Below are 14514 nucleotides of genomic sequence, written 5' to 3'. Positions count from 1 at the left end.
TTACTACCAACTAAAGACCTAACTATAAAATTATCGTTTAATCGTTTTTAACTATAGATTAACTGACCTCACAAAAAGCCTAGCTAATTTTACAAAACTTTGAAATGCAAAAAAGCTTCTGCGAATTGCAGAAGCTTTTGTAAAGTTGGCCTACTAGGACTCGAACCTAGAATATCGGTACCAAAAACCGGTGTGTTGCCATTACACCATAGGCCAATAATTAATGCGGCTGCAAATTTATAACTATTTTTCAATTCTGCAAATTTTTTTTTCTTTTAACACAACTTTATTATTGAAACATTGGCTTTATCTTATTTTTGTTTGTTCTTGATTACAAGAGATAAATACTATATTTTATAACATAAAATATTTAGTACATTCGCATTGATTTTTTATTCAAATTATGAAAGACTTTAGTTTCAAAAAATGGAACGTAATATTAGGATGGGTTTCATTTGGTATTGCACTTATTACTTACACTTTAACATTAGAACCTACTGTTAGCTTTTGGGATTGTGGAGAATATATATCTACAGCTGTAAACTTGGAAGTAGGTCACCCACCAGGAGCTCCTTTATTCCAAATGTTAGGTGCATTTTTTGCAATGTTCAGTAGCGATCCGAGTAATTGGGCTTATTTAGTGAACTTTATGTCTGGATTAGCAAGTGCTTTTACAATTCTTTTTATGTTTTGGACTATTACTAATCTTGCAAAAAGATTAGTCGATAAAAACAATAATTTTACTCTTGGAGAAAAAATCGCTGTATTAGGAAGTGGTCTAGTAGGAGCTTTAGCATATACATTTTCTGATAGTTTTTGGTTTAGCGCTGTAGAAGGTGAAGTATACGCCATGTCTTCATTTTTAATGGCTATTTTATTTTGGTTAGGATTAAAATGGGAAAGCGAAATGCACCTGGCAAGAGGTAATAAATGGTTAATTGTGATTAGTTATGTTGTTGGTTTATCTTTTGGTGTTCATATTCTATCGCTTTTGGTTATCCCATCAATCGTAATGTTATATTTCTTTAAGAATTATAAGGATATTAATATCAAAACTACAAGTATAGCTACAGTAATTTCTATACTAGTATTAGCTTTTGTTTTTAAATTTTTATTTCCTTTTACACTAAAATTCTTTAGTGCATCTGAATTATTCTTTATCAATTCTATAGGACTTCCATATAACTCAGGAACAATTATAGCTGCACTTCTTTTAATTGGTTTATTTGTTTATGGTTTAAAATACACACGTCAGAAAAATTTAGTTTGGGTTAACACTGCCATATTATCTATCTTATTTATAATGATTGGTTTTTCTACTTGGTTAATGTTACCTATTAGAGCTAATGCCGATACAATTATTAACGAAAATAATCCTTCTAGTGCCAGAGAATTATTAGCTTATTATAATCGTGAACAATACGGAGATGCTAATGTTTTTTATGATAAATATTATTCATTTGCTTTCCAAAAAGCATTAGATAAAGATTCTAACGGAGAAGATGTTTACGTAGATGATAAACCTAAATACGAGAAAATAAACGGGAAGTACGAAATTGTAAATCAATATAAAAACGTTATTCCAAAGTGGTCGAGCAAACATAAAGGATTTATACCAAGAATGGTTGATCCTGGAGCCGAGCAATATTATAAGCAAATTGCAGGAATCCCATTAAGAAGTCAACGTAGACCTACTTTCGTTGAAAACTTAAAATTTATGTTTAACTATCAATTCGGATACATGTATGGTCGTTACTTTATGTGGAATTTCGTAGGTAGGCAAAATGACATTCAAGGACATTTAGATAATAATGGTAATTGGCTAAGTGGTATTAAACCTGTTGATGCATTCTTTGGAATTCCTCAAGAAAAATTACCAGATGACGTAAAAAACAATAAAGGTAGGAATACTTATTTCTTCTTACCTTTAATTTTAGGAATCATTGGTTTATTATACCATGTAAAAGAAGATAAGAAAAGATGGTATACTTTAGGTTTATTCTTTGTATTTACTGGTTTTGCCATTATTTTTTACACAAACCCTAAACCTTTTGAGCCTAGAGAGCGTGATTATGCTGTCGTAGGATCGTTTTATGTGTTTGCTATTTGGATTGGTTTTGGAGTTTTAGCTTTATACGAAGCTTTAAAAACTTACGGCAAAAAACCAATAGTAGCTTTAGCTATTTCTATAGTATCTTTACTAAGCGTTCCTGCACTAATGGGATTCCAAAACTGGGATGATCACGATAGAGCTGATCGTTATATTGCTCAATTAAACGCTCAAACCTATTTAGAAAGCTGTGATCCTAACGCTATAATATTTACCATTGGAGATAATGATACTTTCCCTCTATGGTACATGCAACAAATTGAAGGAGTTCGTAGAGATATTAAAATCATTAATACGAGTTTATTTGCTACAGACTGGTACATTGACCAGATGAAGAAAAAAACATACGATGCAGATCCTATTCCATCTAAATTACAACATCATCAGTATAAATACGGGACTTTAGATATCGCTTATCATTTCCCACATCCTAAATTAAAAGATTCGGTAATTCCTATCAAATCTTTTATGGACTGGATTGCTACTGATCATGAAGCTACATATTTCGAATCTCCTAGCGGATTGAAAGAAAAATTATTCCCTACAACAAGAATTCGTATTCCTGTTAATAAAGAAAATGCATTAAAATATGGAATTGTAGCTCCTAAAGATGCGGATAAAATGTTAGACTACATTGATATAAATATTGATGAAGCTATCACTAAAAATAGAATTTTAATGTTAGATATTTTAAATAACTTCGACTGGAAACGACCAATTTACTTTACTGGTGGTGCTGGTGCGGACGAAGAATATATCTGGCTGAAAGATTATTTACAATTAGATGGAATGGCCTATAAACTTGTTCCTATTAGAACTCCAATCGCAGGTAGATCTATGTTTGACATGGGACGAATTGATCCTGAAAAAATGTACAATAATGTTAAAAAATGGGATTGGAAAACTATAAATAACGGTGAAATTTATTTAGATGAGCAAGCAAAGCGTAATGCCATTTCTTTACGTAATAACTTAATGCGTTTATCTGAAGAGTTTTTAATTAAAGGAGATACAGCAACAGCAAAAGAAGTGTTAGATTTATCAATTCATAAAATGCCAATTAAAGATTTCGGTCACTATAGTATATCTTTAGGATACCCTGAACTTTATTATAGAATTGGAGATAAAAACAAAGCAAGACAAACTGCTGAAACTCTTTTAGATATTTTCAACCAGCAATTAGAACATTATAGCACTTATGACGATATTGCTTATATTGCAGATGATTTAGAAACTACAATATTTATGTATCAAAATATCATGGCCCAAATTAGACGTTTTGACAATGATATGACTTACAAGAAAACAATTGAAGAAATGTTTAACAGCAAGCTTTTCTTACTAAATCATTTAATACAAATGCCTGAAGAAGAAAAACAACAAGAGTTACAAATGTTAGACTCATTAGAAATGATGCAACAAAAGCTCTTAGATTCAATAAGTGCTGAATAAAATTTAAAAGAGTATCTATAAATAGATACTCTTTTTTTTACCCTATCATTATAAGTTATTCGAACAAAAAGCTTTTATCCCCAAAAAAGCTATTCTTATTCCTTCTTTTTAACACCTTAATACATTTATTCCTATTCTCCTAGTTTCTAAAACTAAATTTGATTACGAACCTTAAATCAAATAAAAATGAAACTACGAATTTATCCATCTATAGGAATTGCTAGACTAGGAAATGGCCCAACCAATAAAGCTGATGTAGTATTTACACCAGAAGTTCCATGGGCAAACTTATATGAAGAAAACTTAGAATTTCATACCAAAGACGGAGCCTTAAAAAAACAAGCACAACGTTTTTATATTTATGAATGTGACGATAACGGAAAACCTATTCAAAAAATAGATCCGGCTTCTTGCGATATCGAATGGACAGTTGAAGTTGCTAACAAAAAGCCTTTCTGGTACGATTTTAATAACAGTTTAGATTTATCTGTAAACACAGATAATCACAATTTAAGTCCAAATTTTTTCACTGAAAAAATCGCTCCAGGAATAAGTACTTCTAGAAGAAATCCGAATGTTCTTAACGAACAATTAATTAACGGTAAAGATTATGATTACAGAAAGGAATTGGTCAACAGTCCAGCTCCTACAACTATTACTTCTAAAAATACATCACCAGTAGCATTAGGCGGTAAATTTCCTTTTCCTTTAGAAGGACAAAACAATAGTTTTATTGCAAACGCAATGAACTTAAATGCTAGAGATGTAAACTTAGGAGCTATTGAATACGATGAAGGATCGCTTATTTTTTATCCGGGTGACGGAATTTCAGCAGCATTAAATCCTTCTGATTTAAACACAGATTTTGCTGATAACTCAAACTGGTACGATGATATTTGTGACGGAAAAGTTACTGCTAAAGTAACCATAAATGGAACAACTTACGAACTTAATGATGCTGATTCTGCTGCTTGGGTTGCTTCTGCCCCGCCAGATTATGCTCCGCAAATTCAACCTTTAGCAACAATGTACGATCTTATTTGTGGTATCGCTAACGAAAGTTTTACTACAGATTTTAGTTTGATCTTTCCTGTACTTTACAGATTATACAGAATGCAATGGGTTAATTTAAGTGATTTCCTTGCGCCTTCTTTTAGAGAAACTATAGATGAATTGACAACTGAAGAATTTAAAGCTTTATACAGTAATTCTAAAGCTGCACAACCTGTTCGTAATAAGATTTTTCAATTATTTAGAGATCCATTATACAACTATAATAACGAACCAATAATTCCTAGTAAAAGTAAAACAGATATTACAAATATCGGTAGTGGAACTCAAGAATTACAATATCCGTTTTATCCTGGAGATGGAATTAATTACCCTGGAAGTCCAGCGCAATGGTTTGCTATTCCACCAGTTTTATACGATGAATTAAGAAAATGGAGAGATGGAAACTTTACTTCATTAGAAGGAGATTATACTACCATGGACGAGCTTGGTAAACATTATCAAAATCAATATTTAGAAGCAGCTAAAGATCCAGCTAAAACAGCTTTATTAATGACTCGTGCCGTTTTAGAGACATTATATGGTGGAGGATTCCACCCTGGTGTAGAATTAACATGGCCAATGCGACATGCACAAATGTATGCTGAAAACTCTTTAGCGTATGCAAACGTTACTCCTGGGAATTCTTTCTTCGGATTACGTGAAGTAAGAATTGGTGCAGCTACTCCAGAAGAGCAAAGTCAAATATTTTATAACGATTTTGGATTTCAAATGAATTCTGATGATGTTAAAGAATCTATCAGTGGAAATAGCAATAAGGGTTGGTTATGGAAAAGTACACCTGGTGATTTAACAAAATGGATGGGAATTCCTTGGCAATCGGATGCTGGTAGTTGCCAAAAAGTATTCTTAGATAGTCAATATCCAATTCCTGCTTGGTGGGCTGCAAATTTACCTGTAGATGTACTTACTGAAGAAAGTTTAGTTGCTATGCGTAATTCTGAATTAAAACCTGAAACTATTCAATATGTTTATGCAAACAGACTTCCTTGGCTGATGACTACAGATACTGGTTATGTTGGTTATCATGCGGAAGGCGGATACATGAACGGCTTAATTAATATGGTGTACAAATGGAAAAATGTTGGTGTAGTTGCTGGTAGAAAATCTAATGTAAACGGAATTCCAGAACTGGTTTATGTAGCTTCAGAAAGTAAAAATGTAAAAAACATAACTTCGGTATTTTTAGGAAAAGCTGTTCCTGCTAAACCTGTGAGATTAGCTCCGCCAAGTGTATTCTACACAAACACTAGAGAAATGGTTTGGATTCCAGAAGACTTATCAGCATTCCTATCATCTAATCTTGAAGGAACAGGTAATGTTTATGTTGACGATGTTTTTGAAATGAAAATTAATGGAAAAACTGTTTTTACTCATGATTTCAGTAATAATTGCAGCGGAAGAATTACTCCTGAAGCTCCAATTGACATCACATCAAACTTACAAGAATTTGCAAATTCCTTTGTTACTATAGAAGTGAATTACATTGATAAATGTGGAGGATCTGAAGGTTCTTCAGAATTCTTTTTAATCTTCAAATAATATACTATAATGAGTCCTGAACAATTAAAAACCGATGTTCTAATTATTGGAAAAGGAGTTTCAGGACTCATTTTACAATTATTATTAGAAAGAAAGGGAATCAATAGTATTCTTATTGATAAAGTAAATTCAAAACAAAATTTACCTTTAGCAGAAACTATTCCTCCTAGTACTTTAGAACTTTTACATGAAATTGATCTTTTATCAGTTTTTGAGGCTTTTTCAACAAAGACATATGGTTATCAATCAAAATGGAACAATTCACAAATTAGTGATGAAAATTTCTTCTTAAAAAGAAAATATAATAACGGTTTAAAAATCAACAAACAGAAAATCATTACTGCTTTAGAAGAAAAAAGCAAACATATTATTCATGCTAAAGACATTACTGAAGTAACTGTAAATAAGAAAACAAACAGTATATCAATTAGAGAACTTAATAATAAAACCATAACTATTAATAGTGATTTAATCGTAGACGCCACAGGACGAAAAAGGCATATCTTAAAACAAGCCAATATCGATAATATCGAATATGATAATAACTTGGCTTATTTATGTTATTTACCCAAAACGGGACCTAATTTAAAATACGGATTTTTTACCGAATCTTTTAATAATGCTTGGGGGACAATTTCTGATTTAAATGAAACTACAAGAATTGTTTCTTTATACACAACAAAAGAAAACAGACTTTACAAGAGTTTTAAAGATTATAAAAACTGGAATAAATTACTTAGTGAAACAGCTTTTTTAAAATACTGTATTCCTGCAAAAGGCAATTTTAAAGTTTTTGGAAAACAAGCAAATTCTTCAATTCCATCAAAAATTTCATTTCAGAATATATTAAGTATTGGTGATGCAGCTATGGCTTTTAATCCTATTTCTTCTCACGGAATTTCAAACGCAATTTACACAGCTAAAGAAGCTGCAATTACAATTGAAAACTATATGCACGGTAATCTTCAAAGCCTAGAAGAATACCAAGATAAAATGTATGTTATTTTTAATGAGTACTTAAAACAAAAAGAAAAGTTATTCGAACTACATTAAATCATAAAAGCAAAAAAGCCACCTATTGGTGACTTCCTTTTATTTTTTATTTAAATTTTAAACATATTGTTGAACTAAACCTATTAAGGTATTAGCATCTTGCTCTCCGGTTTTTCTCCACATCATCTCTCCATTTTTATATATCATAAAAGTCGGATTTCCTTTTACTTTTAATGCAGATGCTAAAATTTCATTTTTCTTAATGTCAATTTTAATCACTTTAGCTTTATCTCCTAAAGCAGCAGCTACATCTCGAAGAGTATCAAGATTATTTTCGGTATCATCCCAGTCAAAATAAAAATCGATCAATACTGGTTTTTGAATATTAATGATTTCTCCAAACTTTGTCATTGTATTAACAAATTTTAACTATATAGTGCTTAAAATTACTATTTTTTTATTAAGAAGCCATAAAAACACTATAAAAATGCTAGAAATCAAGCTTTTTTTAACTCTATAACAGTAATTTCTGGCCAAATTCCTACTCTACCGGGAAAAGCATGGTATCCAAAACCTCTATTTACGTTAATATAACGTCCGAACTCTTCATACAATCCTGCCCATTGTTTATACACATATTGAGATGGACTCCAACGTAAAAAACCTGGGATTTCAATTCCGAATTGTAAACCATGAGTATGACCACTTAGAGTTAATTGATAATTGAAATCATCTTCTTTTACCTTTAACTCCCAATGTGTTGGATCGTGACTCATCAATACTTTAAAATCTTCTTTTTGTATTCCTTCTGAAGCTTTCTTTAAATCGCCTTCTTTTTTAAACCCTTTCCCCCAATTTTCAACTCCAACTAAAGCTATTTTTTCGCCATCTTTCTCTATGTATCTATTTTCATTCAATAAAAGTTCGAAGCCAATTTTTGGATGAATATCTTTTATCGCTTGAAAATTAGCTTCTTTATCTGCATCAGTTTTCCAAGAAGAGTAATCTCCATAATCATGATTTCCAAGAATAGAATACTTACCTCGGGGTGCTTCTAATTGCTTAAACACATCTATCCAATCATCCATTTCATGAGCGAAATTATTCACTATATCACCAGTGAATAAAATCATATCCGATTGTTGCTCATTAATTAAATCAACACCATATTGAATTTTCTCTTTATTATCGAAACTTCCAGAATGAATATCTGTGATTTGTGTAATTGTAAAACCATCAAAAGCTTCAGGCAAATCTTTAAAAGCTAATTGATATTTTAAAACTTTGTAATTGTACTTTCCTTTAAAAATTCCATACAACATACTAGCAAAAGGAATCGCTGCCAAACCCAAAGCTAACTGAGAAATAAATTTTCTCCTTCCTGCAAGAGGTTTTGTTTCTTCATTAGACATCATAGAAATTCCTTTTTGAAAAAGTCTTACAATGTCTTCTCCAAACATTACAAGCACAATTATAATTTTTGGCAACAATGCTAACAACATAAAACCAGCAGCCCATTGAAATTGTCTTGTTTGACCAGAACTTCTGTCAGAAGAAAAAATCGTGTAAAAAAAGTTTATGTAAGCAATTAAACTTAATCCAAGCCAAACATATTTGATATAGGTGTTTTTAGTCACCATTTTTATTGCTTGGAATGTATAAGCTTCAAAAATTACAATTAAAGTTGTGATAATAATTAATGGAATTAACCAACGTGGCATATACTTTTATTTTTAAGTGAGGGCAAAGATACAGCTATCAATCAACAATTTATATCTATTCGAATTATGTAATATTATAAAAATATGTTAACAAACTTTATCTATATAGTTTTTCAATACGGATGTTTAGTCGAAATTATTTTAAAACCTTAACCAATTGTTTTACTATCCTATCTACATTCATACTTGCCGAATTATCCAATACCACAATACAGTTTTTTAATTTCTTGTTTCTAACAATACTTGTTCGAGCTCCTAACCAAGAACCATTGTGGCCATGAGCATAATCACTAAAAATAGACCATCCAAAACCGTAATTAATAATTGTACCATCGTTTAAAATCGTTTTCTTAAAAGCTTCTTCCATAGTTTCTTGAGATAACAACTCATTTCCATTCCAAAACTGATTCCAAACAACAAAATCATTTATACTACTAAACACAGCTCCATCACCAGCAACACCATCTAAAACATCTGGTTTTAACTCAACGACATCTCCTAAAACATTATCAAAAGAGGATGTTTTGTTTTCAAAATCTTTATCATTTGACACTAAATTCCAAACTCTAGTATTATCCATTTTTAATTTATCAAACAATTCTACTTGCATAAACTCTTCAAAAGACACACCAGAAACACTCTCAATAATTCCAGCTAATAAAACGTAACCCGTATTATTATAAGAATGAATATCGTTAGGTACATTATTAAGCGGCAAATTTTCTTTACCTAAAAGCTCTATCATTTTTGAAATTGTTAGAGCTTCTCCTATTTCTGATTGATACTTTTCAGGAAAATTCATATAAACATCTGGAATTCCAGAAGTATGATTTAGTAAATGTCTTATTGTAACCTTTTTATATAATGGCAAAGAAAGAAATTTTGTTATTGAATCATCAAAATCTAATTTTCCTTTCTCTTTTAATAACATAATTCCAACTCCAGTAAACTGCTTAGAAACCGACGCTAATCGGAAAGAAGATTCATTATTTAATTTTTGTATTCTGGTATGATCTATAAATCCGTACGTACTTTTTAAAAGCACGCTATCATTTTTTACTAAAAGTACAGCACCATTAAACTTATTATCCTTTTGTAATTTATTTAACCATTCATCTGCTTTTTTAATTTTCTCTATTTGAGTTTCATTGCCTAGAATTATCAAATCATCAATTTTTGCAACTTTGTTATATGCCCAAAAGCTTAACCCAATAAAAGCTATAATACCAAACAACACAAGTCCAAGTATAATTTTCCAAATAAGTTTCATTAATTCATTTTTTTACAATTATATATCTGACGCTAACAATAATTCTCTGTTTCAAATTTTGTGTTTTTTTTTGAAATTTTTGTCGATTTCATATCGAAAGTCAATCTTTTTTTAACACTAAAAAAAAATCTATTCTGTAATTTTAAACCCATTGCTATGAATACTTATAACTCCTATTTTAATCATTAAAAATTGTAAAGTAGTATTTCTTGTAAGAAAATTTTAAACCATTAATTATATATTATGAAAACCATTAAATCAATTTCAATGTTGATGGTGTCTGCTAGTTTATTATTAGCATCATGTAGCACCAACGAAGAAACAACTCCCAATGAAACTTCATCAGCCATTAACAAAAAAGAATTAAGCTTTAAATACGGAAATAGCTTAAAAGGTAGAAACAGCAATATTGAAACCTTAACTTTAGCTAAAGACATTAATGAAAAGCTTAAAGGTTATGGAATCGCTCAAATTGAAATCTACAACCAAATACACAATATTGAAGGCAAAGATGCTTTAACAATCATCCCAATTGTTGACGCTTCAAATGAATACAGAACAGGTTTTAGATTTATTCCAAATGATCCAAGAAGAGAAAGTAGAGACAATTTAACATATGTGGTAGTTTCTGAATTATCTACATCTCCAAATGGAATTCCTTCAGAACAAATTTTCGACGACATGTATGATGTTTGGGAAAATGAATCTGTTTGTAATTCAGTAGCTATAGATAAACAAGCATTTTCTTTAGCTACAGATGGATTTCCTAGTACTATTTTAAATTTTGGAGATTTACCTTCAGGACCAGTTGCAGACCATAACGTTATTGGATATGTTCCTGCTTTTATTTTCGATTTAATTGGAGCTTCATCTACAGGTACTTTAGCCGTAAATTTCTCTTTCGGATTTAGAGATGAAAATGGAGACTTTACTGATGTAAATGGTGATGGAAAAATCGATTTATCACATACTGAAACTTGGTTTAACGATGCTGTAAATTGGAGTACTGATGGATTAGCACCAGGTTCTGTTGATATTGCTTCTGTTGCTTTACATGAATTCGGACATTCTTTAGGGTTAGGACATTCTGGTGTCTTAATTGCATCTGTAGACGAAAACGGAAGACCTGATAGAGAATTTTTACAGTTTTCACCTGTAAATGTTATGAACCCTTCTTACATCGGAAATCCAAAGAGAGACCTAGCGGGTGATGATAACTCTATTTACTGTGAGCAATATAGTGCTTGGCCTTGGTGGTAAAAAGTAAACAACCTATATTTAACAAACCTCTTAAATAAACTTTAAGAGGTTTTTTTATACATGGAATATATATTTTGTAGTTTTACATTCTTCAATTTTATAACCATATGGATACCAAAAAAAGACTTTTTTTATTAGATGCATACGCACTTATTTTTAGAGGATATTATGCTTTTATTAAAAACCCAAGAATAAATTCTAAAGGATTAGACACTTCAGCTATACTAGGATTTATGAATTCTTTATTGGATGTTATAAAGAGAGAAAAACCAGATTATTTAGCTGTGTGTTTCGATCGTGGAGGAAGTGTAGATAGAAATGAAATCTTTCCAGAATATAAAGCGAACCGACAAGAAACTCCAGAAGCAATTCGCATTGCTGTTCCGTATATAGAACAAATTTTAGAAGCAATGAACATTCCTGCTATTGTAAAAGAAGGTTACGAAGCTGATGATATTATTGGAACACTTGCTAAAAAAGCTGAAAAGGAAGATTTAGTTACTTATATGGTAACGCCTGATAAGGATTATGCACAGTTAGTTTCTGAAAACATCTTCATGTACAAACCTCCAAGAATGGGTAATGGTTATGAAAAATGGGGCGTAGAAGAAGTTCAAAAAAAGTTTGAAATTGAACGACCAGAGCAAGTAATTGACTTTTTAGGAATGATGGGAGATTCTGTCGACAACATTCCTGGTTTACCTGGTGTTGGAGAAAAAACAGCTAAAAAATTCCTTGCCGCTTATGGAAGTATGGAAGGCTTATTTGAAAACATTCATGAGTTAAAAGGTAAAATGAAAGAGAAAGTAGAAGCTAATCAAGAATTAGGCTTACTTTCTAAAAAACTAGCAACAATTATGCTCGATGTTCCTGTTGAATTAGAACAGGACAAACTAATCTTTGAGCAACCAGATATAGAAAAAACAAGAGCAATTTTTACTGAACTTGAGTTTAGAAGATTAACAGATAATTTCTTAAAAACTTTTGGAGCTACACCTGCAGCAGATAATACTACAACTACAAAGACTGCGACAAAAGCTTCAAATCCAGCTCAATTTGATTTGTTTGCTACTCCAGGAGGAGGAAATAAAACTGAAGAAATCAATGGTTTTAAAACCATAAACAATACACCTCATTTCTACCAATTGGTGAATACACCACTTTCAAGGAAATTGTTACTTTCTAAATTATTACAGCAAACTTCGGTTTGTTTTGATACAGAAACTACAGGTTTAAAAGCCTTAGAAGTAGAATTGATTGGTATTGCTTTTTCTTGGGAAGCTGGCAAAGGTTATTATGTAGCTTTTCCTGAAGATCAAGAAGAAACTCAAACTATTTTAATTGAGTTCTTACCATTCTTTGAAAATGAAAAGATTGAAAAGATTGGTCATAATATAAAATACGACATTAAAGTATTATCTAATTACAATATTTCTGTTGAAGGAAAATTATTTGATACTATAATTGCTCATTATCTGATTAATCCAGATATGCGTCACGGTATGGATATACTTGCTGAGACATACTTAAATTATCAAGCTGTTCCTATTACTGATTTAATTGGTAAAAAAGGGAAAAATCAACTTTCTATGCGTGTTGTTGAATTAGAAAAACAAACAGAATACGCTGTAGAAGACGCAGATATTACGTTACAATTAAAAGAACACTTTGTTAAAGAATTAGCAGAAGGAAAACTTACTGATCTTTTTAATACTGTAGAATTACCTTTAGTTTCTGTACTTACCGCTATGGAAATTGAAGGAATCAACTTAAACACTGAATATTTAGGTTCGTTCTCTAAAGAACTTTCTAGTGATATTGAAAGCTTAGAAAAATCTGTTTACGAACAAGCTGGAGAAGAATTCAATATTGCCTCTCCAAAACAATTAGGTCCGATTTTATTTGAAAAATTAAAATTAGTAGACAAACCTAAGAAAACAAAAACAGGACAATATTCTACTGCGGAAGATGTATTGTCTGCTTTAAAAGAACATAAAATTGTTGCTGATATTTTAGAGTACAGACAATGTAAAAAACTACAAAGTACTTATGTTGATGCGTTACCGAATGAATTAAATCCGAAAACAAATAGAGTTCATACTGTATATGCACAAGCTGTAGCAGCAACTGGAAGGCTAAGTTCTAATAATCCGAACTTACAGAATATTCCAATTCGTACAAAACGCGGACAAGAAGTTCGTAAAGCTTTTATTCCAAAAGACGAAAATTATACGTTATTAGCTGCCGATTATAGTCAGATAGAACTTCGAATTATCGCTGCTTTAAGTGAAGAAGAAACTATGATCAAAGCTTTCCAAGACGGAGAAGATATTCACGCTTCTACAGCCGCAAAAGTATTTAATGTAGCACTAGATGAAGTTACTCGTGAACAACGTAGTAATGCAAAGACTGTAAACTTCGGAATTATTTATGGTGTTTCTGCTTTCGGATTAAGTAATCAAACAAATTTAACTCGTTCAGAATCTAAAGAATTAATTGAAGCTTATTACAAAACATATCCAAAGCTAAAAGCTTACATGGCAAAACAAGTAGACTTTGCTCGTGATAATGGTTATGTAGAAACTGTTCTTGGAAGAAAACGTTACTTGAAAGATATTAATTCTAGAAACGCAATTGTTCGAGGTGCAGCAGAACGAAATGCTGTAAATGCTCCAATTCAAGGTAGTGCGGCAGACATTATCAAATTAGCCATGATTAACATTCATGAACGATTTAAAGAAGAAGGATTTAAATCAAAAATGTTATTACAGGTTCATGATGAATTGGTTTTCGATGCTCATAAAGACGAATTAGAAACGATTAAACCAATTATTAAACATGAAATGGAAAATGCTTTTAAACTAGCAGTTCCTTTAGATGTTGAAATTGGTTTAGGAGAAAATTGGTTAGAGGCACATTAAAAACTCTTAAAACATGATATAAATTAAAGCTACCAGAAATTCTGAGTAGCTTTTTTTTATGGAATTATACTTCATTAACTCAAACTAGCTAAAAGTTATCAACACGAAATCGTGATAGTACCCAACTTTAAGAAATCCTTGTATTTTCTAGTGTTTTTTTCTTGTAATTTTAAA

At 31.0% G+C, this 14514-nt stretch carries 8 protein-coding genes and 1 tRNA gene; 5 read left to right on the top strand and 4 right to left on the bottom strand.

Translation table 11 applies throughout. From position 1 onward, the window contains the following. Window positions 1-145: 145 nt before the first annotated feature. Window positions 146-216, bottom strand: a tRNA-Gln gene (locus Q1A46_RS18300). A 187-nt stretch (window positions 217-403) separates the two neighbouring features. On the opposite strand from Q1A46_RS18300, the gene Q1A46_RS18295 reads away from it, so the two are divergent. The 3 genes from Q1A46_RS18295 to Q1A46_RS18285 all read left to right on the top strand — a co-directional run bounded on the left by Q1A46_RS18295 (window position 404) and on the right by Q1A46_RS18285 (window position 7228). Next, window positions 404-3562: a DUF2723 domain-containing protein gene (locus tag Q1A46_RS18295; protein WP_299682430.1), complete on the top strand. Its 3159-nt coding sequence runs from the start codon at window positions 404-406 to the stop codon at window positions 3560-3562. Window positions 3563-3748: 186 nt separating this feature from the next. Further along, window positions 3749-6175, top strand: a complete 2427-nt coding sequence (locus Q1A46_RS18290) for a LodA/GoxA family CTQ-dependent oxidase (protein WP_299682427.1) — start codon at window positions 3749-3751, stop codon at window positions 6173-6175. Between the two features lie 9 nt (window positions 6176-6184). Then, window positions 6185-7228 (top strand): NAD(P)/FAD-dependent oxidoreductase, encoded by a 1044-nt coding sequence (locus Q1A46_RS18285; RefSeq protein WP_299682424.1) that lies wholly within the window; start codon window positions 6185-6187, stop codon window positions 7226-7228. Window positions 7229-7285: 57 nt separating this feature from the next. Here Q1A46_RS18285 and Q1A46_RS18280 read toward each other — a convergent pair whose 3' ends face one another. The 3 genes from Q1A46_RS18280 to Q1A46_RS18270 form a co-directional block, all read right to left on the bottom strand. Then, complete coding sequence (locus tag Q1A46_RS18280) at window positions 7286-7579, bottom strand: co-chaperone YbbN (protein ID WP_095069585.1); 294 nt, start codon at window positions 7577-7579, stop codon at window positions 7286-7288. An 86-nt stretch (window positions 7580-7665) separates the two neighbouring features. Next, window positions 7666-8889: a metallophosphoesterase gene (locus Q1A46_RS18275; protein WP_299682419.1), complete on the bottom strand. Its 1224-nt coding sequence runs from the start codon at window positions 8887-8889 to the stop codon at window positions 7666-7668. 136 nt (window positions 8890-9025) lie between these two features. Continuing rightward, a complete protein-coding gene (locus tag Q1A46_RS18270) occupies window positions 9026-10159 on the bottom strand; it encodes a serine hydrolase (protein ID WP_299682415.1) in 1134 nt (377 codons plus the stop codon). Window positions 10160-10402: 243 nt separating this feature from the next. On the opposite strand from Q1A46_RS18270, the gene Q1A46_RS18265 reads away from it, so the two are divergent. After that, entirely contained in the window at window positions 10403-11419 is a 1017-nt protein-coding gene (locus Q1A46_RS18265) for a matrixin family metalloprotease (RefSeq protein WP_299682412.1), read from the top strand. 107 nt (window positions 11420-11526) lie between these two features. Then, window positions 11527-14340, top strand: coding sequence for a DNA polymerase I (gene polA / locus Q1A46_RS18260; RefSeq protein ID WP_299682409.1), 2814 nt, complete (start codon window positions 11527-11529; stop codon window positions 14338-14340). Window positions 14341-14514 lie beyond the last annotated feature (174 nt).

This window comes from uncultured Tenacibaculum sp. (genome assembly GCF_947502995.1).
In the GTDB taxonomy this organism is placed as follows: domain Bacteria; phylum Bacteroidota; class Bacteroidia; order Flavobacteriales; family Flavobacteriaceae; genus Polaribacter.
The sequence above is the reverse complement of the archived record's forward strand: the minus strand, read 5'-3'. Positions and strand labels throughout refer to the sequence as shown.